The sequence below is a fragment of the Rubritalea profundi genome (assembly GCF_002954445.1).
GTDB classification, from domain to species: domain Bacteria; phylum Verrucomicrobiota; class Verrucomicrobiia; order Verrucomicrobiales; family Akkermansiaceae; genus Rubritalea; species Rubritalea profundi.
This window is the reverse complement of record NZ_MQWA01000001.1, coordinates 2,876,002-2,899,687: the sequence shown is the minus strand read 5'-3', so window position 1 is coordinate 2,899,687 and position 23,686 is coordinate 2,876,002. Positions and strand designations below refer to the sequence as shown.

Below are 23,686 nucleotides of genomic sequence, written 5' to 3'. Positions count from 1 at the left end.
CTCAGAGATCTGCAAGCTAAAAAGAGATCTTTTTTAGAATTATTTCGCTCTGTTGTTGATTCAATAGAAATTCTGAGTGTAGTTTAACTAGCGATGGAGCTCACCCCAGAAACAACCAAGAACAACATCCAACTAATAGCCAATCGCTTAGGTTTTTCAGACTGCCGGATTGCTCGCGTGAAACGCGCTACACATGCCGACCGGTATTTAGATTGGGTCGAGCAAGGCTGCGCCGGAGAAATGTCTTGGTTAGAGAGAAACAAAGACAAAAGAGTGCACCCAGGTGAAGTTTTGGAAGGCGCTCAGTCGATTATCACTCTCGCTCTCAACTACTTCCCCGGTTCGCAGGCCGCTGACTCCGACTACAAAATTGCTCGGTACGCCTGGAACGATGACTATCACGATATTATCGAAGGAAAACTCAAAGACTTCGACCTAGCGCTATCAGACATGGGAGGAAAACAACGCTACTATGTTGATACCGGCCCTATACTAGAAAGAGATTTTGCCAACGATGCAGGTCTCGGATGGAATGGGAAATCTACAGTTCAGATTCACAAAGGCTTTGGTACATGGTTTTTCATCTGCGAGCTCATCAGCACGCTGAAGATTGAAGCGGATCAGCCATCTGCTGATCATTGCGGAAAATGCACGCGATGCATTGATCATTGCCCAACTCAAGCTATTACTGGCCCCCGTGAGATGGATGCTCGTCGCTGCATTTCCTACCTTACCATTGAACATGCTGGCTCTATCCCATTTGAGCTACGGCCCATGATGGGCGACCGCATTTACGGCTGTGACGTATGCCTCGAAGTGTGCCCATGGAACAGGTTTGCAAAACTCAGCAGAGAAACCAAACTACACGCACGCTCAGAGATCTTTGATCATAAGCTCAGGGACTTCCTAAACATGGATATCGAGTCATTCCGTAAGACCTTCGCTAAATCACCTATCAAGCGGATTAAGCACAATCGATTCATCCGCAATGTTTGTGTCGCAATAGGTAACACGGGAACCACAGAGGACATCCAACTCTTAGAACCTTTTGCAACCGGCGATGACCCTCTCATAGCCGAGCACGCTCAATGGGCAATCGACGAAATCCAAAGGAGATCCTGATGCCCTCAAACAAGTATGGCACAATGAAGCTCCCACCGCAGATTACTCAGATTCTTCCAGCATGATGAAACGTTTCTACCGCGAAAAATACCAAAGACGCTAAAAGGCTAGGGCGATGAAACTTTCCTTACCACGAATGGCACTAGTTGCACGAATGCTGGAAATGGATCCAAACCTAACAAAAAATGACACTCTATCTCTAGAGTGCCATTGTAAAAAATAGGTAATTCTTAGTAGAATTAGTGTGCGCGACAGAATTCCTCGAAACGAGAAACGCCTTCGTTAAGCACATCAAGAGTTGTACAATAACTGATGCGAATACAGCTATCATTACCAAATGCGATACCGGGAACAGCAGCAACACGGTAGCGATTAAGCAACTTGTCGCAGAGATTCACTGACTTCATGCCCAGCTTCTCACAATTGACGAAGAAGTAGAATGCTCCTTCAGGCTCAACCACGCTGATATTTGGGATTGCTTTGAGACGAGCGAGCATGAACTGACGTCGCACATCGTACTCAGCGCGGAGATCTTCCACGAAGGTACTTTTCTGCTCTAGTGCAGCAAGTCCACCGTACTGAGCGAAGGTACAAGCATTAGAAGTTGTGTGCCCTTGAATCTTACTAATCGCGTCGGCAATTGGCTGAGGTGCCGCGATCCAACCGAGACGCCAACCAGTCATTGAGTAGGCCTTTGAGAAGCCACCCACTGTGATTGTCAAGTCGTAGAGTTCCTTACTAAGTGAAGCGATGCTTACGTGCTTTGCTTCGTTGTAAATGAGGTGCTCGTAGATTTCATCGGACAAGATAATGATGTCTTCAAGAAGAGCCACTTCACCGAGAGCTTTAAGCTCGTCTGCTGTGTAGACTGCTCCAGTTGGGTTACCAGGAGAGTTGATAATGATCATTTTAGTGAGACCAGTCATGTTTTCCTCAAACTCTTCAGGAGTAAGCTTCCAACCATTTTCTTCTTTAGTCTCCACAATCACTGGAATACCACCAGCGAGACGCACCATTTCCGGGTAAGATACCCAGTATGGAGCAGGGATGATTACCTCGTCACCTTCTTCAACAATCGCAATGATTGCATTCATACACGAATGCTTAGCTCCACTATTGACGACAACCTGAGTGGCGTCGTAGTCGAGCTTATTTTCTTTTTTGAGTTTCGCTGCAATTGCCTGACGAAGCTCAGGAATACCTGCTGCAGGAGTGTACTTCGTCTTACCTTCCTGAATCGCCTTGATCGCGGCATCTTTGATGAAGTCTGGTGTGTCGAGATCTGGCTCGCCGCCAGCAAGTCCATAAACTTCTTCACCCTTGGCCTTCATTGCCTTAGCTTGATTTGTGATGCTAAGAGTCAGAGAGGGAGTAACTTGAGCTACGCGTGATGATATGCTTTCCATAGTAGTCTTTATTTAAAAAATGATTCGCTCTCAAATGACGAATTCTCAGAATTTTGGAAACCCTGAGATCGCCTTCAAGAGTCGATGCATTACTTAAAGCATCCACTCCAGCTTGCAAGAGAAATGGCATTTACTGACGAGAAATATTCTGCTCCTTCAGCCATTACTAATGCTTACTTCCACGTGCCGTTACCCACTTACCTTTTCGGATCACTTTAGAAAATTGTAAGCCCGCCTTCTCGGCAGCCTCACGTGTCGGCTCCCATTGCTCGAAAAGAATTCCCGAGACAATAAAGTCACCATCCTCTTTCAACGATTTCTCAATCGTCCCAAATGCTTGCTGAAGGATTGTAGAAAAAAGATTAGCTACAACGACTTGCCATTGTTGAGGCGGCGTCCACTTAAGCACGTCTTGCTCAAAGATTTTGATGCCGTCCACTTTGTTGAGAACCAAATTTTGCTCCGAAACTCGGACAGCCTGAGGATCGAAATCATGTGCCTCACACTTTTCCGCTCCGAGCATCCTAGCAGCAATCGCGAGAACAGCCGTGCCACATCCTAAATCCAGCATCTGCCAATCCGAATCTTTACGTTCCCTAGAAACATCCACTAACAACCTCAAACAAGTAGAAGTCGTGGCGTGGTCGCCGGTACCGAAAGCCATCTCAGCGGGCATCCTGATGACGTGCCTCTTTGGAAATTTTTTTTGTAGTTCACGCACCACACCTCCTTCGCGGCTGCCAGTGATCAATAGCGCATCTCGAATCTTCAACGGAGGACGAGTCACCTCACTCAACGCCGCCCAGTTTTGCTCTTTCACCAGGCGAATAGAGCCTCCAAATTGCTCCTGGATTCTCTTCGCCTCTTCTTCGCTCTCGCAATACACCTCCACACGGATCGATTTCCCCCCCTTGATCTCATTGATCACACTGTTCGGGTTTCCATAAAAGCGCTCTTCCCAAGCGTCGAGCCACTTGACTGATGATAGTTTGGACCAATGCCACATAAGCCAATAGTTAGAGTAATGAACCTCCAGAAGCAAGAATATAGCAAGATGGCTTGCTCAAATTTTCTCGACAAAAAAGCGAGTCATAGCTGACTCGCTTTTTTTAAGTATCCGATGGAGCGGGTGAAGAGATTCGAACTCTCGACATCGACCTTGGCAAGGTCGCGCTCTACCACTGAGCTACACCCGCTTTATCGGAATATTTTTACTGCAGGCCCAAATCCTTAGAAGAAAATGGAGCGGGTGAACAGATTCGAACTGTCGACATCGACCTTGGCAAGGTCGCGCTCTACCACTGAGCTACACCCGCTTTGTTGCCTGCGGCGGCGGTTTTCTACACGCTCACCAACTCTGCGCAAGCATTTTTTGACACATTCTTTATACTCATCTCCCCAACTACAAAAAGACCAAGCACTTCGGTCAATCGATTTTATTCCCGAACAATGGTTCTCGACTCATGCATATGAGAACATTAGTTTACTCCCCATGAAATCTTGCCTTTTTATAATCATCGGGGTCCTGATTCTAGCAGGGCTAGTACTATCGCTAGGCACACTCTTCTTTATCAACTCCGACACTAAAGTAAAAGAAGCTGAAGCGAAGACTGAAGAAGTTGCTCCCTAGTTCGACCAACTCTAACATACTCATAAACAAAAAGCCGCACTTCTCACGAAGTGCGGCTTTGCTTTGATTAGATTAGATTAAGCTAGCGAATTAAGCTTCTACTGGTGCCTCCTCTTTAGGAGCATCAGAGTTCTTAAGTTCGCGAACTGCGGCGCGGATGGACATCTTTACGCGACCTTTGTCGTCGATACCGATGCACTTTGCTTTCACCTTATCGCCGACGCTAACAACGTCTTCAGTCTTATCTACGCGGCCTTCAGCAAGCTCAGAGATGTGGATGAGTCCGTCCTTACCAGGAAGGACTTCAACGAATGCACCGAACTTTGTGCAAGAAACGATCTTACCGTCGTAGATCTTACCGATTTCAACTTCAGCAAACATCTGGTTGATCATTTCTTTAGCGCGCTCGAGAGACTCATTCTTAGAAGCGTAGATGTGCACAGTGCCATCATCTTCGATGTTAAGGTCAGCACCAGACTCAGCTTGGATAGCCTTGATGTTCTTGCCACCAGGTCCGATGAGCATTCCGATCTTGTCTGGGTTGATCTTCACAGACTCGATACGTGGAGCGTGCTCAGAGATAGTTGCTGTCTCGTTGATTACAGAGAGCATCTTCTCGAGGATTACGCCGCGACCTTCTTTAGCCTGATAAACAGCCTCTTCGAGGATGCTAAGTGGGATACCGTCGAGCTTGAGGTCAAGCTGGTAGGAAGTCACACCGTCAGGAGTTCCGCAAAGTTTGAAGTCCATGTCACCATAGAAATCTTCAGAACCGATGATGTCGAGGAGACGCTCGTAGCGAACCATTTCACCAGCATCGTTGAAGTCAGTCACGAGACCAACAGAGATACCTGAAACTGGAGCTTTGATTGGAACACCTGCACCGAGAAGGGACATTGTGCCTGCACAAACTGTAGCCATTGAAGAGGAGCCGTTTGACTCAAGAACTTCGGAAACTGTACGGATAGCATATGGGAAATCAGCTTCGTCAGGGATCACTGGTGCGATAGAACGCTCAGCGAGGTTTCCGTGACCGATTTCACGACGATTAAGACCACCGAAGCGACCTGCTTCACCAACGGAGAACGGTGGGAAACTGTAGTGAAGGATGAAGCGCTTGCTGTCTTCGCCACCTGCGTAGTTGTCGAAGTACTGACGTTCGTCAGCTGGAGCGAGTGTGGACACTGCGAGTGCTTGTGTTTCACCACGAGCAAAGAGTGCTGAACCGTGAACGCGTGGAAGCAGACCTTCTTCAGCGAAAAGTGGGCGAAGGTCAGCTGGCTTGCGGCCGTCTGCACGCACACCTTTTTCAAGGATAGAAACGCGGAATGCCTTCTTCTGAAGGTACTCGAATGCTTGCTCGATCTGGAAGTCATTAGTCTCAGGGAAACGCTCCATGATTGCTGTTTCCACTTCTTTACGAAGTGCGCCAACTTTAGTAGCACGCTCAACCTTAGAAGCTGCGTAGATAGCACCTTCGATACGGTCACCTGCGATTTCGTAGGCGATGTCGAGCAAGTCTTGCTCAGCCACAGAAACTGTGAATGGGCGAGTCTCTTTACCAGCGAGAGCTTTGAGCTCCACTTGTGCAGCTACGAGAATCTCCACCTGTGTTTGAGCGAAGTAGAGAGCCTTGACAAATTCCTCTTCAGGAACCTGGTCAGCACCACCTTCGATCATGATCACATTCTTCTCGTCACCAACGTACACGAGGTCAAGATCTGACTCTTCGCGCTGGTCGAATGTTGGGTTCACAATGAACTCACCTTCAACACGACCGATACGCACTGCACCGATTGGGCGAGCGAATGGGATGTCAGAGATAGAAAGCGCAGCAGAAGCACCGTTCATCGCAAGGATGTCAGCATCGTTTACTGCGTCAGCTGAAAGCATCAGCGCTACGATCTGAGTCTCGTATAGGTAACCTTTAGGGAAAAGTGGGCGGAGTGGACGATCAGTCATGCGGCAAGTGAGAATTTCCTTCTCAGTCGGACGACCTTCACGCTTGAAGTAGCCACCTGGGAAAACACCAGCAGCAAATGCGCGCTCTTTGTACTCAACAGAAAGCGGGAACCATGACTGGCCCGGCTTGATTTTTGTTAGGGAACAAGCAGTAACAAGTACTGTTGTATCACCTGATCTTACGACTACTGCGCCATCAGCGAGTTTAGCCATTTTACCAGTTTCGAAACTGATAGGATTCGCGCCGACCTGGCCCGTTACTTTGTGTATGTTCATTTCCATAATTTTCTTTTCTTCTTGTTTCGTCACTCCCGCAGCAAGCCGCAGGAAATTCTTACTTTGTGACCTCAGTCGTCTCGACTGGCCTCAGGAAGCAATGCTGATGACGCACCATCATCCCTCCCTTTTTTCAATCTGTGGACACATTCTCAGTGCGCCGCCATCAGTCGAAACCGACAGCCTTTTTTAACGAGAAAAGGTGCTCCATTTCAGAATGGGCACCTAGAAAGAGAAAGGCCACGGAGAACCGTGACCTTTCAAAAAGTAACTTAGCGACGTAGACCAAGACCTTTGATGGCCTTCTGGTAACGCTCTTCTGAGTTTGCCTTTACATAATCAAGAAGCTTACGACGACGTGACACCATGCGGAGAAGTCCGCGACGGCTGTGGAGGTCCTTCTTGTTCGCATTCATGTGATCGGTAAGATGAAGAATACGCACAGTAAGAAGTGCAACTTGATAATCGGCACTGCCAGTGTCACCTTCGTGAAGCTGGAAGTCTTTCGGGTTGATAGTAATATCGCTCATTTTGAATTAGTGTGTTCAGGACCAGTCGGAATTGACCAGACCTCCCTAGCGGGACGCGGCTTCGTAACCCACCCCAATCGATAAATCAAGCTTTATTCAGCAAGCCAACAACGCTCATGGAATCTGGAACTCCAATGATCAATGACCAATTTCTCTTGCCAGCAGTCTATCAGTCCTCTAATCCACGGGCATGGCAAAAGAAACAACTCTTATCCTTTTCAAACCTGACACCATCGAAAAGAACCTTTCAGGCACAGTACTCGAACGCTTCCTTAAAGAAGGCCTCGTGGTACGCGGCATCAAAATGATGACCCTCAGCGACGAACTCCTCGCTGAGCATTACGCACACGTCGCCGACAAACCGTTCTTCCCTAGCATCGTCGAGTTCATGCAGAAGACTCCAGTCATCGCTGTTGCTCTCGAAGGCGATGACGCGATCGGCCGCGTTCGCGACCTGCTCGGACCAACAAACTCCGAAGAAGCACCCGCTGGCACACTCCGCGGCGACCTCGGCGAGAACATGATGGTGAATGTCTGTCACGCATCCGACAGCCAGGAATCAGCAGCGGCAGAAATCAAGCGCTTCTTCAACGAAGGCGAAGTATTCAGCTTCTAAGACGCCCTCACTCTTTCAAAATGCCTGCCAGCTCACAGCTCGCAGGTATTTTTGTGCCTTTTTACTTCCCAGTCGGGCTCACCTTTTCTTTGTAAGAACGGACGGCCCAGTTGAGCCGAGCATAAACAGCAAGCATATCATCCGCTTTCTCTTGTGAGAAATGCGCCAATCTCCCATCAGCTATAGCCCTTTCGAACGACGACTTGAAGCGAAGGACATTCTGCTCGAGTAATTGATAATCACCTTCTAAATGTGCATTTTCAACACCCCTTCTCTTCATCTCCATATCTCGATACACTAAGATCGTTTCAGCCGCTACTGCTGCACTAAGCGCATCACCTGGGTCACTCACCCTCCCTTCACAAGCTTTAAGCGTATTTTGAGAAACTTTATAGAGTGCCTCGAAACCACCTTCCTCAGCAGCAAAATTCGAATACACAGCATAGTTACCTTGGTTAGTGGGGTCCATCTCGTACGCTAGCGTCATCAACTCCTTCACCTTCTCCTTTTCATAGGCCAACACCTCTGCGCTGCGGTTGCCGGGGAGATTATTTTGCCTAATACCACTCTCTAGCCTTCGTAAGTTTAACTTCAGCTCAGTCATCTTTGGTCGCCCCTCGACGCTGCCCCCTCCATGACTCACCCCACAAGTTTCACTCTCATCCCCTTCACCCACATGTTTATGCCCTATTCCACCATGGTGGATGATACTCACTGGATCCTGTAACGCAGCACCCACAATTTCCCCGTACGGACTAGACTTAAGCTCCAGAGGATTCAACTCCCTCAGCGCCCGCTCCTCAGCAGTCCGCTGAAAACCATCGACAACAAGACCTACTCCTAGGGCCGAAAGAACAAAGACGATCCAATACTTCATTTCTGTTTGGGGGTGAATGTTAGATACGCACAAGTACTCAGCAAAATACTCAAGCCTGCCAAATATTCAAAAACTCCCATAAACTCAGGTGTCGTCAAAGCCCCCTGCTGATGCACAAAACGATGCGTCAGATCCGCTAAATAAAAATGCGGCAACACCACATAGAGAGTATCAAGCGCAAAAATATCTTTCGATAGAACGATCTTCTCCACCACTAAAACCAAATAAAAGCCACACAGATATAAAAATAACCCGCCAGAGTAACCCACTAAAGCCCCAAAACGAGAAGCCAAAGCTATCACGAATTGATTCACCGCGGACACCACCACCAGAAAAAACACCGCGTGCTGCACGTTCAACACCAGCCAATGCCGAAACTCGGTCTCTCCTTCCGGAGCGGCAGCACACACACAAACCGTCACCGCTACCACGACCATCAAAAAGGCAAACAACATCGTCGTCAACCAAAGCCCACAGAGCTGCGAAGACTTGGTCACACCACCACTCAGAAAATACTCCCCGAGCCGTGAGCGCACGTGTCCCCCCCCATATTTGCCGCATTATAGACCAACCAAAAACATGCCCCCGCCCACACTAACTGCCATGCGGCCTGGGCAATGGCTGGGCGACTCACCGATGGGTCGACCTGAAAATTCGTCATCTGCTGCAACACAAACGGCAACACTGCTAACAACAATAACACCAAAAACACCGACTTCTGCCGGATCGCTGTCGCTAGAGATAATTTAAATATTTTATACATCCTTACTTCCTCAATTTTTATTTTAGCCCATTCTTAAGCGTACCCCAGCTACTACCCTGATCACTACTAGCACTAGTAATCTCACCATCAGAAATAAGCACCGCGCTATTGATAACCATACTATCGAAATCCGGATGGCAACTCACCAAACGACAAATTCCATCGTCATGTTCAGACCAGTATTCTAAAAATGCCTCACGCACGTAAGAGTCTAAACCTGTAAATGGCTCATCCAACAACATCACATTCCCTACATCTAAGTCACAACTAAACTCGGCCATCAGCCAGCTAATTTTACGCTTATTTCCAGTAGATAAATTGCGATAATTCTTTTTCAAATCGAGCTCAATATGATCAGCAAATGAGAAACACTCTTTTCGACGCACCTTCGGCACGAGAGCCCTCAAGATCACCTGAGCGGACAAATCGTCATTGTACTCAATGTCTTCAGGTACAAATTGAAGCTTGCCCTGAGTCAGCGTTCGCCCAGCCACGGAAGCCAAACTCCCAGCTATGGTTCGCAGCAAAGTCGTCTTGCCACGGCCATTACGGGCCAGAAGGTAGTGCGTCCCCTCTGCTAGATCTATCTCCTCTTTAGCCTCCGCGATAGAGTCATTTTTATACCCTATACCGAACCCTGGGGGGATAGTAATTCTACATTTTCCGTCCATTTGATCTAGAAGCTAACCATATAATCCTATAGCTCAAGAGAGAAATAGCATTCAGCAACCGTCATTTCTAACACACCTCAAACCTTTACAGAATACTTAGAATGCTGCAACAGCATGAATCAACCTAACACATAAATCTAACACCCTCTTGAAACAACAAGCCTCCACCTCAATAGCTCAAAAAAAAGCCACAACTAAAACTCGCATAATGAACACTGCGCACTCCATCCCTATAATACACTCAACTCACTAAATACGACAATCGCCGAACAAAAAAAAGCAAGAATGTTCAAATTTAGGTGTTGCCAACTTACCGAAATCTATTTATCTATAGGATTACTCAAGTGGTATATTTTTGGTTAGGGATTTATTTGAAACTCATTTTCTCCTTCACAAAAACTATCTAGCCAGCCATAGTATTACTTACCGTGAACCCTCTACGAGAAATTTCATAACCCGATGGAAGCAGCAATCAATATACCGAGTCCACCGCCATTGCCTACTGAGCACAGTTCACAGGCATTTAGCGAGAATATGTCAGGTGACGATCTCCTCAAAATCATGTTTCAGACTTGCCAGCAAAAAGGCGTTTCTGACATTCAGATGCGAGCGAATCGACCGATGTATATTGAGACCCACCACGGTATGGAAGCGCTGCCTTATCTGGGTGTGCTTACTGCGGACTCACTACTAAAGATCTATAAAGCTCTTCTCAACAACAAAGATGACGATTCTCATGGCTTTGGAGACTCAGCAGAAGACAAAGACCACGTCCAGGAAGCCTTTGACAAGTTCTTAGAAACGCGCGTTGACGACTTCTCCTGTAGCGGGGTCCAATACGGTGAGAACGGTGAGATTTCAGGACGCCTTCGAATCCAAGCCCACTTAAGCGCCCCAGGTCTAGGCATCACTTGTCGAATCCTCAACGATTCGATCCCAGAGCTTGAATCACTCGGCATCCTGCCGGATACGATTGTGTCTCTGCGCCAAGGCGTCCTCAAACGAGCCGGTCTTTGCCTCATCACGGGACCGACTGGCTCAGGAAAATCCACAACACTGGCGTCGCTCATTGACTGGGCTCGCCGTCACCACCCTAAACACATCGTCACCATCGAAGACCCTGTGGAATACCAATACCCGTTCGACATGGATGACCCAGATGTACCGGGAATGAAGACACTCGCTCCATCGATCGTCACCCAGCAAGAAGTTGGACGAGACGTAGCGAACTACCGCCAGGGCCTCAAAGATGTCCTGCGTAAAGCCCCACACATCATCCTTCTCGGAGAGATTCGTGACAGGGAAGCGATGGATACCTGCCTTGAGGCTGCACAAACAGGCCACCTCGTCCTCTCCACTCTCCACACCACTGGAGCGGTAAAGACCATGGGTCGTATTTTGGAGATGTACCCGAAAGATAAGCATGCCTCCATTCTTAATCGTCTCGGTGAGATCATGATTTTCATCCATTCCCAAGGCCTCATCACCGGAGTTCACGGACGGGTACTCACCTACGAATTCCTCAATAACAACGACGACTCAGTCGGCGCTGCGATTGCAGCCTACGACCGCGGGGCCAGCGCACTCGAGGACGCCATCCGCCGCTCAGGAAACATCCAGTGGGACAACAACCTACTCAGACTTCACCAACAGGGACTCATCTCTCAGGAAGCTTTTGAAAATGCTAAACTCGCCAAATCTGACGACTAAGCATCTTCAAATAATTCCCCCATACATAAACAATAAACATAAATAATAAATACCATGAAACTAAATAAATCCATCCGCAAGACACCACAAGGTGTGACTCTTATCGAGCTTTCAGTCGTTATCGCTGTGATCCTCGTACTTATCTCGGTTCTCTTCATCGGAGCTAGCTATTATAAAACATCCGCTAACGCAGCAGCCTGCGCAATCAACAGATCATCCATCCAAAAAGCGGCCGATTCTTATATGAATATATCTGGATCTGCCACTACGGCCACCATTTCAGGGCTTATCACAGGGGCCACTGGACCTATGAGCTCAGGTCTCCCGAATTGCCCAACCACGAATACAAGCTCTGTATATTCCATTGCAGTCGCCTCTGGCGCATCTACAGTAACTTGTTCAACAACTGGACATCCTTAATGCTACACAAAGGTTAGCCTCATATCATACACGAACCTAGTCTTACTAATACTCACAATCATAAATAACTTCACTCATCCCCACCTCCCCTAGAAATGAGGTGGGGATTTTTATTCCCCCAGTCCCCATAATGATCTTCGATCAATTCAATACTACACATGAATCTGAGCCAACCCAACACCCTCTCTTTCCCCCAACGCTACAAACAGGCAAAAAGCCTCATCAAACATACAAGCAGGGCCAGCAACCCCAATTGGTACGCTGACGCGCTTGCTATTAACATCCAGATACACATTTTCGTTGGCAGCGATTCGGGTGCGATCTCCTACATTCGCAACATGGAATCGGGCGCATGGGCAAAAGGCCCTAACATCTCTCCTGAAATGGAAGAGGATCCGTCACTCCTCAAGCCCGTACTCGACGGCATCATTACCGAACATTGCGCTAATACGAAAAAACCTGGTATCGGCGTGATCCTCTATGTAGCCGATGAATTTTCTACGGCTGAACTCGGACCTGAGCACCAAAACCCTGCGGAAGTGGCAGAACTCCGCAAGCTCATCAAGGAGAATCCACGTTCGATTCTAGAAGACCATTCCATCTCTAATGAGTCCCACTCCTGGAGACTCTTCCCTTATCCTGGGGCAGCGAGCGGCCAACCTTTCGCCACCGCCATCGCTTTCACCCGCCGCCACGAACACCTGATGCAGAAGTTTCGGAGCTACGGCGAACAAAACAATCTACCGATTCGCACCCGCGCTATCAGCGCGCCACTCTGCGCAATCAGCGCACTACCTTGGCTCCTCGATCAAAAGCCCGAAAATGGCTTTGTAGCTCTCTACCACTACCCGCAATTCACGGTACTGAGCTTTTTTAATACGCATGGCGACCTCGTACTTATCCGGACCCTACAACACCACGGCAACGTCCCGTTCTCACCGCAGTCTGCAAGTGCCATCATGACTACCACGGCTTCTCTAGAGCTAGAGAAGCCGCACGTTTTCATCATTCCAATGGCTGGAGCCGCCCCGATGGGGCTCAGTGACTCGCTGACGAGTATGCTCCCAGACTCACAAGTCATCACCCTTAGTCCCACCAGTTCAGCGCTGCACATTCCGACTGCCCCTAGTGAAACATCTGCCCCTAGTGACTTAGGCGTCACACGCGCATGGAAGTGGAGTGACCTAGCTGCACAAGCAGCAGTAGAATCTGACCCCCTTCCGGCAGCCCCATCCGAAGAAACCGCCATACCTGGAGTCACACGCCCATGGAAGCTCAAAGACATGGCAGCTGTGGCAATGCTTTCCCAAGTAAGGCTTGAAGTAGTCTCAACCACCAACCCACCCTCAGCGAGTAACTCGATCTTAGCAGAGAGCCATACATTCAACACTCTCGTGAAGGAGATGTGGCCGATCCAAGACTTCCTTCCCCCAACCTCTGCAGAAACCGCACTCTACCCAGATCAAGTGGAAATGAAGCTGCTGAAGTGCAGTAAATTAGTTAAACTTGCAGCCGCCTGCTTGGTCGTTGGGTCACTCGCTAAACTTGGCATGGACCTCTCAACATCCGTGGCTGACCCAGCTTGGGGATACGAAACCACACACCCACAAATACAGATCAACTCCTACCGAAAGAGCGCCCTCGAATATGATAAACTCAACAATCTACTCAGCGATCGCTCCCGCGCATGGAGCAACATGGAACTACTCGCACGCCTCATCCCCGCAAAACAAAATATCACCGTAAAGGATTTTATATATAAAACCTCTATTCAGGCTGCCAATGCGACTAATCAGCGGATTCCAGTCATCCGCACATGGACCATCACAGGTAGCGGAGACTCCGCTGCCAGAAATTACCTTGAAACCCTCAATTCTGCTACAGAAATGGCGAAAATATTTGAGAATACCTACCAAGGAACTCAAGATAAATCCTTTAACGTGAGCATTGCAAACCGAAAGCCGCGGCCAGACATCCAAATCAAAAGAGCCAACAACTCAAACAGTCAAAGAAACAGCGCCGCATCGTCACATCCTTTCAAGTTTAAAATGACAATAACCCAACGGCTTGACAACGAAGATGAGCTCACTCTGCCTCTAGCAAAATAGAAATAACCGCCACCACCAATTCTTTATGAAAAGACATTATATTCAATCGATTGGGACATTCTCCATCGCTGTCCCACTGATTGTAACATTGATTGTGATAGGCATTATATCCTTCACTAAATCCACCTTATTAGGAGACTTCTCGCAGAGCCAGCGAATATACAAAACTGAACAAACCCAGATAGCGGCGCTCAGTAAACTAGAAATTAAACATAAAGCACAACAGAGCCAACTCGAACAATGGGACAAACTGCTCACTAGCGACAGTTACAACGAGGTCAACAAACAGCTCCGTATAGCGATTACCAACAACAACAAAAGTAAAACACTCCAACTCACCGACCAAAAAAGTGCGACCCGACCTGCATACGCTGTCGATGCCCCACGATCAGCCTGCGAGTTTGTCCTAGAAGGCACTTTCACCGAACTTCAAAGGTGCACAACCGAACTGGAATGTAAAATGCCCAATCTCATGGTGAACACCATGAACATTAAGCCTCAAACAAACAGTAACCTACTCAACCTAAAACTCAATTACACGATATGGGAAAAGGATCAATAACCACTCTCTGCTGCTATCTCACGCTTCAAAGCTTCACTCTAGCTGAAGACCTAAATGCCGCAAAATTCAATCTCGATTCATCGATGGATTTCATCGCTGAAAAGACTTCAGTTTTTGTAATCAATCGGCGATCAGTCGGTCCTTTTGGTAAACCTCAAGACCCACATAAAAAATTTTAGTTACTAAAAAAATCGACCCTAAAAAACCGACCACTTCAATCACCTCCATAGAGGAACAAATCCTTATTGAGCAGGAAATTACTAAGCTTGGAAAAAAACTCAACGTTATGGGTAGACGCGTCATCATTGGTTCTAAAAACTATAAAAGAGGTGACAAAATCGACATCTCCGTCAAAGGAAAGATTTTCCCACTGAAGTTCAATTCAATCACCTCGAGTAAAGTCACATTCCTTGACCTCAGCGACAAGAGCATCATCTCCTTAGATATGAAATATCGCTCGGTCACTCCAAGGCCCAAAGACCCTACACGAGTTGACATAAACCCTAACAAAACAGATACTCACAAAATCGATTAGTTGATCTTGATCAAGAATAGCCTTGATCACTAACAACATTTCTGTTCATTATAACAAATCTCCCAAAATATAACTAAAAAAAATATGAGAAGCCACCCAACTAGCATGAAGCTACTACCAAGCACGCTTGCCGCATTCGCGCTCTACGCCGCGACTGCAACTGCGCAAGAACCAACTACCCTCCCCTCTACACCACCAGCGGTTGACGCACCAGATATCGCACCAGATATCGCGCCAGATATTGCGCCTGAAAGCCCTGAGCTGACGCCTCCAGCAGCAGCTGCGGCAGTCGCTCCAGCACCAGCCCTTCCCGGCGAGGAGCCCGCTGCCGTAGTTCCTGATCAACAGGAAGAACTAGAAGATGGCATACGACTCAATGATGCTAACCTTAACACAGTCTTTGAGGTACTTGCCCGCGACGCTGGACTCTCCTACTTCCACAACAACCGTATTGCTGGAGACGATTTTAAGGTAAATGGTTACCTCAAAGACGGTGACGCACTCACCCAAATGGAAGACCTCGCTTTCAGTAACGCTCTCACAATGCACCGCCGTGGTAATACTATCTACGCGTTGACTAGCGACCAGCTCAACCAACTTCCTTCCACAGAATGGTCCTACCAACTCAAGTACTTGCGCTCATCTAACATGAAGGATCATATGCGTGAGCTCATCTCTCCACTTCTGAGCCCGAACACAGGAATCGTAAATTATGAGGAGAAAACTAACACCCTCATCATCATCGACACTCCGCACAAAATTGAACGCGTAAAAAGCCTACTTGAGCGCATTGATCGCGCAAAAGGGCAGATCGTTGTTGAAGTGAAAATTTACCGAGTTCTTTCTTCCGTTGGCCAAAGCATCGGATTTGATTGGTCCGATTCATTGGGTGCAAACGCGTCAGTTCCGACCCGCGCAGTCTTGGGACTCAACGACATACTCGGTCTCCCATCAAGTGCTGCCACACCACTTGCCGCAGGAGACTTGGTATTTTCGCCGAACGAAATCAGTGCTGTTCTGACAGCTCTCAATGAAGGCGGCATCATCAAACTTCAGAACAATCCAGTTCTCATTACGGAAGATAACGAGGCCGCATCTATCGCAGTGATTGATCGTATTCCTATCATCACCACAGAAAGCACACAGAACTCATCTGGAGGCAACCCAACTGTCACAGAAGAAGTTCGCTACAAGATCGACGAAGAAGATTCTACAGATCCTGAAACAACTCGAGAAATTGGTACTACCATTTTTGTCACTCCAACACTCCTCCCAGACGGGACTATTCGCTTGAATATGCGTCCAAGAGCTGCCTCAGTTACGCGTCTCATTGTGAGCCCTCAAACAGGCAATTCCTACCCAGAGGTGCGTGAATCTACACTCACAACTATCGCACGTATTCCAGATGGCCACTCACTCATCGTTGGTGGTTTTTTCCAAGAATCTGAGATAGAGAACGAGAACAAAGTACCGCTGTTGGGAGACATCCCAGTTCTTAACTTCTTCTTTAAGAGCAAGACAACATCGAAAGAGCAATCCAGCCTGCTGTTTGTTGTCACTCCAAGTAGCTATAGCCCGGAAAACCATAAATCACATCACCGCACCCATAATCGCCTAGAAAGTAACCTTCAGATTCGCGATAAAGATATGACCTTTGATGATCCCAACAATTACGACCTTGAGAAGCCAAACCTCAAGCGCGCATTGAAAAATTTCGGAAAAGAGTCTGGATTTCAACAAAATCTAAACTCCTCTAACGGCACGAATAAGCCGTACCGCGTGCGTCGATAAACTCAACTCTAAGAACCGATCACCATTCAGAAATAATGTCAGATCTTAACGTGGAGAGCTCAAACCTCACCGAATGGCACTCCTATTCCCTCCAACAAAGCGCGGGAGCCTTTTTAAAGGCTAACATAGCGACTGAGGAGGAAATTACGACAGTTTCCGGACAGTGTATCGAAGCTTGGAACAACAACCTCGCTGCCGAGCCTTTATTTAGGCTCGCAACATTAGAGGACGACGACGAAAGTCAATATGAAGCGAGCATTGAGCGCTGGGGCACAATGCTCGCTTCCCTCGTCACTCCTATCATGCCCCCCGCTCCTTTTGCGGTAAAAATGATGACACCTAGTGCTTTCTACGAAAAGCATGAGCCCATATATGATCTCGCTAGGTCTCTTAAATGTCCCATTCTTTATAATGAAGATGCGGATGTTATTGGACTAGGTTCTATCAATCCAGTGACTGCAACTATCTTTGCTCAAGCATTACACGCCTACGTCACAGAGACCCTACAGATCTCTCCTTATATCACCTGCGTTCGTATGAACTACGAATCATGGAAAGCTCTCACTGAGAAACATTTTTCACGATGATCGAATTTGACGGCCTTCATTTCAATGATTTCATCAGTAAAAAAATCATGCTTAGCCTCGGTGAGCACGATCCTGCATTTGCTGAAATCACCCATGACCAAGTCCAAAACCGTGTCACAAAAACGACGTTTATGGCTGCGGTAGCAAAACTTAACGGACTCGCTTTTTTTCCGAAAATCGCTGAATTCTGTGATGGAGCACTACTAGAAAAATGCGATCCATCCACCCTCACTAGGGGCGACTTCACCCCTCTTTGTATCTACAACGACTCTCTAATTATAGCAGTTGTTGACCCGTGGAAATCTTCTGCAGAGGAATACCTTTCTCCAAGGTTTCCAGAGTACGAAATAATCAAGATCGTTACGATTAAGTCGGAAATTAGCCGGACAATCGAAGCCTCGTCTACCTCGGGTGGACCGACAAAATCTGAATTAGAATCAATCGATGTCGAAGACTTTGAAGAGTTCGACAAAGATTTCGATGTGACATCGACAGACTACGATGAGCCAATGGCGGCCTTGACTGCCACTATCATGGCGGATGCAGTCAAACAGCGCGCTTCGGATGTTCACTTTAAGGTTGAAAAAGAGTCTTTCTATTACTCATTTCGTGTAGATGGAGACCTTGGCGCGAAGCGAGAGCTTCCAATGAAACTTAAGGACAGGATTGACGCCTTTATCCTCAACTTGATGAAGCTTCCTACGGAGATCCGAAACACGGTTTGTGGTATATCTGGTCGATTTACCATTAGTTACTTTCACCGCCCGATTGACATTCGTTATGAACGTCATCGTACCTACAGGGGCTACCACCTTACCATGCGTCTATTGGACAAAGGTCATCTCAATGTGACACTCGGTAAGGGCTCACTGGCCTTTGATGAAGAAACCCTTTTTGCCATTCGCAAAGTGATGAAGGTTCCGGCTGGAATTATTGTGATGTCAGGACCCACAGGCTCAGGTAAATCAACCACCCTCAACGCGATGTTGAGAGAGCTTAATAGACCTGAAGTAAATATTCTCACCCTAGAGAACCCTGTGGAGGACGAAGTCCCAGGAATCACCCATTGTGACTTGAAAAACGCGGGAGAGTTTAAGCCCATGATTTCATCTTTCATGCGATCAGATCCAGATATCATTCTGATGGGTGAGGTCCGAGACACGGAATCCGCTGAACTCGCTATTGAGGCTGCCGTAACAGGCCACAAAGTGCTCACCACTGTCCACACCTCACGCGCTTCACAAATCATTGAACGATTCGAACAACTGGGCATTGAACGCTGGAAGATTGCTCAAACCCTCAAAGCGGCATGCGCTCAGAGATTGATTAAAATTCTCTGCCCGTATTGCAAAATCGAACTCGAAGGCATTTCTGAACTTGACCGAAGAACGTATAACCTTGATGATAGCTGGTCCAATAAAAAAGTTTACGAAGCTAATCACGATGGGTGCCAAGAGTGCCGCAACTCTGGATACGCGGGAAGAACAGCCATCCTAGAAATCATACCTATCACCCCAAAAACATCTGACCAACTTTCTAAAGGCGAAATATCCCCCTATGACCTTGAAGTGAAAATTGCAAAAGAAGGGATCCTTCCAAACCTTAGACGCAATGGCCTCAAGTTATTAGAAGCTGGGAAAACAGATATAGACGCCGTCAGTAAAGTTATCGATATGTCATCCGATGAATAATATCCAATCACCACCAATGACCGAGGGTGCTGCAGCTACAAGTGGTGCTAGCAAGCCAAAAACTGGAATGAACAGAGAGATCAAACTCCCATTCACTTCAAATAAACCCAAAACCTTCAAAACTAAGGAGCTTATTCAGTTCTATCGAGGTGTAGCTTCGATGCTTAAAGCTCAGATCAATACTGCAGATGCGCTAAAGTACTACGCTGACGGTCTACCTGACAAGGGAATGGCTGATTCACTCATGGGTATCCGTAACGATATTCATGCCGGTATATCCGTCTACGAGGCGTTCAAAAAGAGCGCGCGCTTTGACGACATGACTCTTGGATTGGTCAAAGCTGGTATGGATTCTGGTAAATTAGACTCTGCATTCACGGATCTCGCTGCGCGGGCCCAGACTGAAGCATTTTTTAGAAAACAAATCCGCAAAATCGTACTTATTCCAAGTTTTGTATTCCCATTCCTGATCATCGCTTTCATCTACAGTCAAACGAACATTATGCCCAAAATCAAGGGTATGGTTCTTGTTGGTGATTATCAACCACAGGGGCCGGTGAAATTCTTTTTCATGCTCAGTGACTTTGTCATTCAATGGTGGCCAGCAGGAGTCACTATCATCATCGGCATTGTGCTCGCGTTTGTCTTTTCTGAAAAACTCCGTAATATAGTACTTATTCTTGCGACATCGAAATGGCGTCTTTTGGGGAAATTGATCCAGGGGCTAAGACAGGTCACATTCTTAGGCGTTATTAAGCTTTTGCATTCCAACGGAATTAATATGTCCAAGGCGATCCGCACCTCAGCGACTGCAGTGAAAGGCACTCCGCTCCACGACGAATTGCTCAATGCGGCTGACAAGTATGAAAAATCGGGTGTCCCCCTGGCGATTGCTTTCACCAAGTACACCTCGGTAGATGACCAAGTCGTCCACATGATGGCGATCGGCGAGAGATCAGCCTCAATGGGAGCTCAGCTTGAAATGCTAACCGAGATGTATGAGGAAGACTGTAAACAGCACATGGAAGACTTCACTAATATCCTCAGCTTTTTCATCATGCTAGCAGCGGTCAGCATGATTGCCTTCGTATTCCTATCTGTCTTCATGCCAATCTTCCTGATGGGCCCTGAAATGATGCAACAATCCATGTAACTACTACTATTATTATGACTAAAACAAAATTTGACAGATGGCTCATCGAAAATTTCGTTTATGAGCATCACATTAGAGTAGTCCACCTGCCTGAAGTAATCCCTGCTGGCGTGACTGTGACTGAGTTGCAAACCCAAAACTACCACTATCTACTGACAGTGAAGAACAAGTCGAGAGCCGAGAAACTGATTCAACAACTCACGGACCAAGCAATATGTTTTCAACAAAAATCGCCGAGGGACCTCACTGGTACAACTCATTCATTTTCAATAAGAAAAAAAGCTTTTCCTTCAGTGTTTTCTGGTGGATCGTCATTCTCATCATTGCTCTTTATCTTTTCATTCAAATTACACAATTCATGAAAACTGATCTATATTTTGAACTAATCGAGCACACTAAAACGTTACTCAATCAATAATATGAAAATGCATCAAACATCACCAAGGAAAGGGGTAACTCTCATTGAAATCTCCCTTGTCATAGGGATTATTATCATCTTAGTATCAACGACTGGCATCGGTATTTCTTTTTACAAAGATTGGTCAAAAGGGCTCGCTGCTGGCGAGGATCTCAAAGCTGTCTATCAAGCACAAAAATTGTTACTTGCTGATAACCCCACGATTCAGGTAACGGCCATTCAAAGTAACGACCCAACAACACCAAGTACTTACATCATCCCGTATCTACCAAACAACATGACTGCTATACCCTCAGTGACTGATCTAGATGGGGGTAACCGTACGATTACAATTACTGTGAGCCCTCCTGTTTTAAGCGGAGATTACGACCCCTCGCCTCCTGGTGACAATAGCGTGTGGGACGCTGGCAAATAATCCAAATTGGATAGTATATAGAACGTTTTATGGGCCGATTTTGTCTTCTAGCGCTTACTTTTTTAAGTCTCGCCAATCTCCCCCTCTATTCGTCTCCCTCAGTCGCTCTTGTGGTTGAGGATGCAGTAAAGCCTGAGGGTTTTGACTTGATTGGTGTCTATTTAGTCAAGTCCATGGTGCGAGTACGCAAGGGTAAGTCGACAACTATACCTCTTCCAGATACTCGATACCGAGTCTATTCAAACGGCCAAGAAATTCGGCTTTATCAATCTGAGGTGGCGGACGCCTATCATAGTTATCAGATTTATCGTGCCGATGGAATTTCTCAGCAAGATGCTCAAGGAAACATCTCAATCAAGCCTGGAATTCAGGCCAGTCATAGCACCAACCACACTGTAAAACAACTCAGTGTGACTCAAGCTCGACTGACAATCACACAGTTCCCCCCGATTTCAGACACTGTCGTGATAACCTACGCGAAACGCCTTGCCCTAGGGCAGGTAAAACGCTAAATATATTGCGTTCTGCGTTCGGCCAATCGATCTCGCCAGCACCGTCCATTCTCCCGTCCCCCTGGATACCCCACTAGTTCATCTAGAAACACATTCAAATGTCTACATCCACTTCACACTCAAGCAGTGAAATCACACTCACTTATAAATATTTACTGACCTTCAGCACTCTCAGTGCTGTTTTCTTTTGCTGGCTCTACGTCACCAAACCGACAATAGTGAGTGCCATCCCAGATGGCTCAGGAGAAAGTGCCAGACAAGAACCAGACGCAGCAGCCCCCCAAGCAAGTAAGCCATCTGCACCCGAGCAAAATAGTTTTACAAAACTTAACAGTGGTGGACTCCCTGGAGACACACCAGTAAGCAGCGGACTGTCACAAACCAGTGCCGCAGAAAAAAGTTCCAACATTCCACTGCCGAAGAGTGACTCCACTGAAGGATTAGTGGGTTTTGAAGAAACCAATGACCGTATTCAGCACGTCATCACAGCTCAGAGTAACTCATCTTCAGAGCGGATTATTATTCAAGTGCCCGTCATTTATAAAACGCGTGGGCTGAGGTTTGGACCTGAGCAGGCTAATGAGGCTCAACGAGTCCTCCGAGCTCTCAAAATTTATCAGTCACAAATTAAAAAACTTCATCAGGACGGTGAAAATATACAATTGGCCTGGGACAGCTTGCTTATGAGCGCACAACCAATTGCTGCTCTGCGCGCTGACAGCCCTTCACTCCCCCAGAAATCGTCTAGCCATCCTAGCATGCTCTCTGAAAATAGCGCATCAACCATCAAGCTTTCTAAATAATGAAGTACTTTCCTTTTTACATACTCCTAGCACTCCCACTTACGGGTCTCACTCAAGATGCTCCAACCGCTATCATTGTCGAAGACGAGGAGCCTGTTGAGACCGATTTTAGTCCCCCAGTCCTCGATGAGGAAGTAGCTGACAATCAGAATCTAGAAGAGCCGGAGCTTGATGAAACTTCTGACGAGCTCAATAAGCCTGAACAACCAGCTCAGCCTGAAGATCCAGTTTTGCCTGAGCAACCTGAAGATTTGGGGCTCCCAGAGCAAGATGAGCCAGTTGTCGTAAAAGTGGAAATACCCAAGCAAATAAAACTCTCTGAAGATAGTGGCTTCAAGCTCATAAGTCCGTGGGCTCCTAAACCTATGCAACAGGCTCCAAGAGGCTGGCGCTATATCCCAGCACCACAGAATAAAGCCTATCCAGTTGAAGTGAATTTGAGCACTGGGAAAACTCTCTCGCTGAGTATCACACCCTACACCCTTGTCCCTGAAATATCGAACAAAGTCATTCAAGCAAGGGAACCAGGCTACCAACCTGAACGCGGGTATCAACAAGAACATAGTGTTTCCGCACGGCTCAAAACAGCCACCAATAACCTGAAACAAGCGGGAGACTCTTTAGACCAAAGTATTGAAAACCTCTCAGCTCTGGTCGATTCACTCCCAAAATAAGGATATCTAACAACGATGAATCATATTTTAGCTGTCGCATGTGCGAGCATCACGGGTATCACGCTCGGCGTTGCGCTCCATCACAAAATGAGCCTTGGTACGATCCAGCCAACGACTCTCGTCCACTCTCCAATGATGCATCAGACTGATGGGGCTTATTATTCATCAGAGTCCCTACGCGGGACGAGCCAGCTATTTGATCAATCATCTATGATCGCTGCTCATGCTGGCAACAGTTCGCAATTGGAGAGCAGGCTAAACAAGCTTCTTGAGCAACAAGAAACCATGCACAGTCAGCAATCCGAGCTCAACCGTGAACTCAATGCCATGCAGTTTCGATTGGACACACACAGCGCTAGTTTTCGCCCTCTTCGCTCTGAGAGAGAGACTGAAACTCTCAACCCAAGTATGAGTTCTGGGTCTTTAACTCCCTTATTGCCCCCACGCCAATAAT

The 23,686-nt window shown here is 47.2% G+C and carries 24 protein-coding genes and 2 tRNA genes; 17 read left to right on the top strand and 9 right to left on the bottom strand.

The features are described from left to right. Nucleotides 1–93 precede the first annotated feature (93 nt). Nucleotides 94–1,122, top strand: a complete 1,029-nt coding sequence (queG, locus tag BSZ32_RS12775; RefSeq protein WP_105043774.1) for a tRNA epoxyqueuosine(34) reductase QueG — start codon at nt 94–96, stop codon at nt 1,120–1,122. A gap of 239 nt (nt 1,123–1,361) precedes the next feature. Here the strand turns inward: queG and BSZ32_RS12770 are convergent, their stop codons facing one another. From BSZ32_RS12770 to BSZ32_RS12755, 4 genes are all read right to left on the bottom strand, one after another. Continuing rightward, entirely contained in the window at nt 1,362–2,528 is a 1,167-nt protein-coding gene (locus tag BSZ32_RS12770; RefSeq protein WP_105043773.1) for a pyridoxal phosphate-dependent aminotransferase, read from the bottom strand. Nucleotides 2,529–2,694: 166 nt separating this feature from the next. Continuing rightward, nucleotides 2,695–3,534 (bottom strand): 50S ribosomal protein L11 methyltransferase, encoded by an 840-nt coding sequence (locus BSZ32_RS12765; protein ID WP_105043772.1) that lies wholly within the window; start codon nt 3,532–3,534, stop codon nt 2,695–2,697. A gap of 115 nt (nt 3,535–3,649) precedes the next feature. Beyond that, nucleotides 3,650–3,724 (bottom strand) — tRNA-Gly (locus tag BSZ32_RS12760). A gap of 45 nt (nt 3,725–3,769) precedes the next feature. Beyond that, nucleotides 3,770–3,844 (bottom strand) — tRNA-Gly (locus BSZ32_RS12755). A 176-nt stretch (nt 3,845–4,020) separates the two neighbouring features. Here BSZ32_RS12755 and BSZ32_RS18920 point away from each other — a divergent pair. Then, the gene (locus BSZ32_RS18920) at nt 4,021–4,158 is read left to right on the top strand and encodes a flagellar basal body-associated FliL family protein (protein WP_165788831.1); all 138 of its coding nucleotides are present in this window, start codon (nt 4,021–4,023) and stop codon (nt 4,156–4,158) included. A gap of 90 nt (nt 4,159–4,248) precedes the next feature. On the opposite strand, the gene BSZ32_RS12750 is transcribed toward BSZ32_RS18920, so the two are convergent. Continuing rightward, nucleotides 4,249–6,396 carry a polyribonucleotide nucleotidyltransferase gene (locus BSZ32_RS12750; RefSeq protein WP_105044852.1) on the bottom strand — a complete coding sequence of 716 codons (2,148 nt, stop codon included), beginning with the start codon at nt 6,394–6,396 and terminating at the stop codon, nt 4,249–4,251. 272 nt (nt 6,397–6,668) lie between these two features. Next, nucleotides 6,669–6,926 carry a 30S ribosomal protein S15 gene (rpsO, locus tag BSZ32_RS12745; protein ID WP_105043771.1) on the bottom strand — a complete coding sequence of 86 codons (258 nt, stop codon included), beginning with the start codon at nt 6,924–6,926 and terminating at the stop codon, nt 6,669–6,671. Nucleotides 6,927–7,116: 190 nt separating this feature from the next. Between rpsO and ndk the strand changes: the two genes are divergently transcribed. After that, a complete protein-coding gene (gene ndk, locus BSZ32_RS12740) occupies nt 7,117–7,542 on the top strand; it encodes a nucleoside-diphosphate kinase (RefSeq protein ID WP_105043770.1) in 426 nt (141 codons plus the stop codon). A 61-nt stretch (nt 7,543–7,603) separates the two neighbouring features. On the opposite strand, the gene BSZ32_RS12735 is transcribed toward ndk, so the two are convergent. The 3 genes from BSZ32_RS12735 to BSZ32_RS12720 form a co-directional block, all read right to left on the bottom strand. Next, on the bottom strand, nt 7,604–8,419 hold the full coding sequence (locus tag BSZ32_RS12735) for a hypothetical protein (protein WP_105043769.1): 816 nt from the start codon (nt 8,417–8,419) through the stop codon (nt 7,604–7,606). Continuing rightward, complete coding sequence (locus BSZ32_RS12730; protein WP_129589744.1) at nt 8,416–8,955, bottom strand: hypothetical protein; 540 nt, start codon at nt 8,953–8,955, stop codon at nt 8,416–8,418. Before BSZ32_RS12730 ends, BSZ32_RS12735 begins: the two co-directional genes overlap by 4 nt. Before the next feature lie 244 nt (nt 8,956–9,199). Next, complete coding sequence (locus tag BSZ32_RS12720) at nt 9,200–9,853, bottom strand: ATP-binding cassette domain-containing protein (RefSeq protein ID WP_105043766.1); 654 nt, start codon at nt 9,851–9,853, stop codon at nt 9,200–9,202. 459 nt (nt 9,854–10,312) lie between these two features. Between BSZ32_RS12720 and BSZ32_RS12715 the strand changes: the two genes are divergently transcribed. The 14 genes from BSZ32_RS12715 to BSZ32_RS12640 all read left to right on the top strand — a co-directional run bounded on the left by BSZ32_RS12715 (nt 10,313) and on the right by BSZ32_RS12640 (nt 23,685). After that, nucleotides 10,313–11,563 (top strand): type IV pilus twitching motility protein PilT, encoded by a 1,251-nt coding sequence (locus BSZ32_RS12715; protein WP_105043765.1) that lies wholly within the window; start codon nt 10,313–10,315, stop codon nt 11,561–11,563. Nucleotides 11,564–11,617: 54 nt separating this feature from the next. Beyond that, nucleotides 11,618–11,983 carry a type II secretion system protein gene (locus BSZ32_RS12710; protein ID WP_105043764.1) on the top strand — a complete coding sequence of 122 codons (366 nt, stop codon included), beginning with the start codon at nt 11,618–11,620 and terminating at the stop codon, nt 11,981–11,983. Nucleotides 11,984–12,141: 158 nt separating this feature from the next. Continuing rightward, nucleotides 12,142–14,091, top strand: a complete 1,950-nt coding sequence (locus BSZ32_RS12705; RefSeq protein ID WP_105043763.1) for a hypothetical protein — start codon at nt 12,142–12,144, stop codon at nt 14,089–14,091. Between the two features lie 25 nt (nt 14,092–14,116). After that, on the top strand, nt 14,117–14,653 hold the full coding sequence (locus BSZ32_RS12700) for a hypothetical protein (protein WP_105043762.1): 537 nt from the start codon (nt 14,117–14,119) through the stop codon (nt 14,651–14,653). Nucleotides 14,654–14,939: 286 nt separating this feature from the next. Further along, nucleotides 14,940–15,188: a hypothetical protein gene (locus BSZ32_RS12690; protein ID WP_105043760.1), complete on the top strand. Its 249-nt coding sequence runs from the start codon at nt 14,940–14,942 to the stop codon at nt 15,186–15,188. Nucleotides 15,189–15,293: 105 nt separating this feature from the next. Continuing rightward, nucleotides 15,294–16,979, top strand: a complete 1,686-nt coding sequence (locus BSZ32_RS12685) for a type II secretion system protein GspD (protein ID WP_165788830.1) — start codon at nt 15,294–15,296, stop codon at nt 16,977–16,979. A 35-nt stretch (nt 16,980–17,014) separates the two neighbouring features. Then, the gene (locus BSZ32_RS12680; RefSeq protein WP_105043758.1) at nt 17,015–17,566 is read left to right on the top strand and encodes a hypothetical protein; all 552 of its coding nucleotides are present in this window, start codon (nt 17,015–17,017) and stop codon (nt 17,564–17,566) included. Next, complete coding sequence (locus BSZ32_RS12675) at nt 17,563–19,257, top strand: GspE/PulE family protein (protein WP_105043757.1); 1,695 nt, start codon at nt 17,563–17,565, stop codon at nt 19,255–19,257. The genes BSZ32_RS12680 and BSZ32_RS12675 overlap by 4 nt, the downstream gene beginning before the upstream one ends. Next, nucleotides 19,250–20,410: a type II secretion system F family protein gene (locus BSZ32_RS12670; RefSeq protein WP_105043756.1), complete on the top strand. Its 1,161-nt coding sequence runs from the start codon at nt 19,250–19,252 to the stop codon at nt 20,408–20,410. The genes BSZ32_RS12675 and BSZ32_RS12670 overlap by 8 nt, the downstream gene beginning before the upstream one ends. Before the next feature lie 425 nt (nt 20,411–20,835). Next, on the top strand, nt 20,836–21,243 hold the full coding sequence (locus tag BSZ32_RS12660; protein ID WP_129589743.1) for a hypothetical protein: 408 nt from the start codon (nt 20,836–20,838) through the stop codon (nt 21,241–21,243). 29 nt (nt 21,244–21,272) lie between these two features. Next, the gene (locus BSZ32_RS12655; RefSeq protein WP_105043753.1) at nt 21,273–21,755 is read left to right on the top strand and encodes a hypothetical protein; all 483 of its coding nucleotides are present in this window, start codon (nt 21,273–21,275) and stop codon (nt 21,753–21,755) included. Between the two features lie 98 nt (nt 21,756–21,853). Then, nucleotides 21,854–22,558 (top strand): hypothetical protein, encoded by a 705-nt coding sequence (locus tag BSZ32_RS12650; RefSeq protein WP_105043752.1) that lies wholly within the window; start codon nt 21,854–21,856, stop codon nt 22,556–22,558. Further along, on the top strand, nt 22,558–23,232 hold the full coding sequence (locus BSZ32_RS12645; RefSeq protein ID WP_105043751.1) for a hypothetical protein: 675 nt from the start codon (nt 22,558–22,560) through the stop codon (nt 23,230–23,232). The genes BSZ32_RS12650 and BSZ32_RS12645 overlap by 1 nt, the downstream gene beginning before the upstream one ends. A 15-nt stretch (nt 23,233–23,247) precedes the next feature. Beyond that, nucleotides 23,248–23,685 carry a hypothetical protein gene (locus BSZ32_RS12640; protein ID WP_105043750.1) on the top strand — a complete coding sequence of 146 codons (438 nt, stop codon included), beginning with the start codon at nt 23,248–23,250 and terminating at the stop codon, nt 23,683–23,685. Nucleotide 23,686: the final 1 nt, after the last annotated feature.

What these genes read in the sequence shown, in the direction of transcription:
- BSZ32_RS12765 (WP_105043772.1), bottom strand. Translation starts at nt 3,534, where the DNA reads ATGTGGCATTGGTCCAAACTATCATCAGTCAAGTGGCTCGACGCTTGG.
- BSZ32_RS12650 (WP_105043752.1), top strand. Translation starts at nt 21,854, where the DNA reads ATGTCTACATCCACTTCACACTCAAGCAGTGAAATCACACTCACTTAT.
- BSZ32_RS12670 (WP_105043756.1), top strand. Translation starts at nt 19,250, where the DNA reads ATGAATAATATCCAATCACCACCAATGACCGAGGGTGCTGCAGCTACA.
- ndk (WP_105043770.1), top strand. Translation starts at nt 7,117, where the DNA reads ATGGCAAAAGAAACAACTCTTATCCTTTTCAAACCTGACACCATCGAA.
- BSZ32_RS12690 (WP_105043760.1), top strand. Translation starts at nt 14,940, where the DNA reads ATGGGTAGACGCGTCATCATTGGTTCTAAAAACTATAAAAGAGGTGAC.
- BSZ32_RS12715 (WP_105043765.1), top strand. Translation starts at nt 10,313, where the DNA reads ATGGAAGCAGCAATCAATATACCGAGTCCACCGCCATTGCCTACTGAG.
- BSZ32_RS12770 (WP_105043773.1), bottom strand. Translation starts at nt 2,528, where the DNA reads ATGGAAAGCATATCATCACGCGTAGCTCAAGTTACTCCCTCTCTGACT.
- BSZ32_RS12700 (WP_105043762.1), top strand. Translation starts at nt 14,117, where the DNA reads ATGAAAAGACATTATATTCAATCGATTGGGACATTCTCCATCGCTGTC.
- BSZ32_RS12645 (WP_105043751.1), top strand. Translation starts at nt 22,558, where the DNA reads ATGAAGTACTTTCCTTTTTACATACTCCTAGCACTCCCACTTACGGGT.
- BSZ32_RS12655 (WP_105043753.1), top strand. Translation starts at nt 21,273, where the DNA reads ATGGGCCGATTTTGTCTTCTAGCGCTTACTTTTTTAAGTCTCGCCAAT.
- BSZ32_RS12735 (WP_105043769.1), bottom strand. Translation starts at nt 8,419, where the DNA reads ATGAAGTATTGGATCGTCTTTGTTCTTTCGGCCCTAGGAGTAGGTCTT.
- BSZ32_RS12640 (WP_105043750.1), top strand. Translation starts at nt 23,248, where the DNA reads ATGAATCATATTTTAGCTGTCGCATGTGCGAGCATCACGGGTATCACG.
- BSZ32_RS12750 (WP_105044852.1), bottom strand. Translation starts at nt 6,396, where the DNA reads ATGAACATACACAAAGTAACGGGCCAGGTCGGCGCGAATCCTATCAGT.
- BSZ32_RS12720 (WP_105043766.1), bottom strand. Translation starts at nt 9,853, where the DNA reads ATGGACGGAAAATGTAGAATTACTATCCCCCCAGGGTTCGGTATAGGG.
- BSZ32_RS12710 (WP_105043764.1), top strand. Translation starts at nt 11,618, where the DNA reads ATGAAACTAAATAAATCCATCCGCAAGACACCACAAGGTGTGACTCTT.
- rpsO (WP_105043771.1), bottom strand. Translation starts at nt 6,926, where the DNA reads ATGAGCGATATTACTATCAACCCGAAAGACTTCCAGCTTCACGAAGGT.
- BSZ32_RS12680 (WP_105043758.1), top strand. Translation starts at nt 17,015, where the DNA reads ATGTCAGATCTTAACGTGGAGAGCTCAAACCTCACCGAATGGCACTCC.
- BSZ32_RS12660 (WP_129589743.1), top strand. Translation starts at nt 20,836, where the DNA reads ATGCATCAAACATCACCAAGGAAAGGGGTAACTCTCATTGAAATCTCC.
- BSZ32_RS18920 (WP_165788831.1), top strand. Translation starts at nt 4,021, where the DNA reads ATGAAATCTTGCCTTTTTATAATCATCGGGGTCCTGATTCTAGCAGGG.
- BSZ32_RS12675 (WP_105043757.1), top strand. Translation starts at nt 17,563, where the DNA reads ATGATCGAATTTGACGGCCTTCATTTCAATGATTTCATCAGTAAAAAA.
- queG (WP_105043774.1), top strand. Translation starts at nt 94, where the DNA reads ATGGAGCTCACCCCAGAAACAACCAAGAACAACATCCAACTAATAGCC.
- BSZ32_RS12705 (WP_105043763.1), top strand. Translation starts at nt 12,142, where the DNA reads ATGAATCTGAGCCAACCCAACACCCTCTCTTTCCCCCAACGCTACAAA.
- BSZ32_RS12685 (WP_165788830.1), top strand. Translation starts at nt 15,294, where the DNA reads ATGAAGCTACTACCAAGCACGCTTGCCGCATTCGCGCTCTACGCCGCG.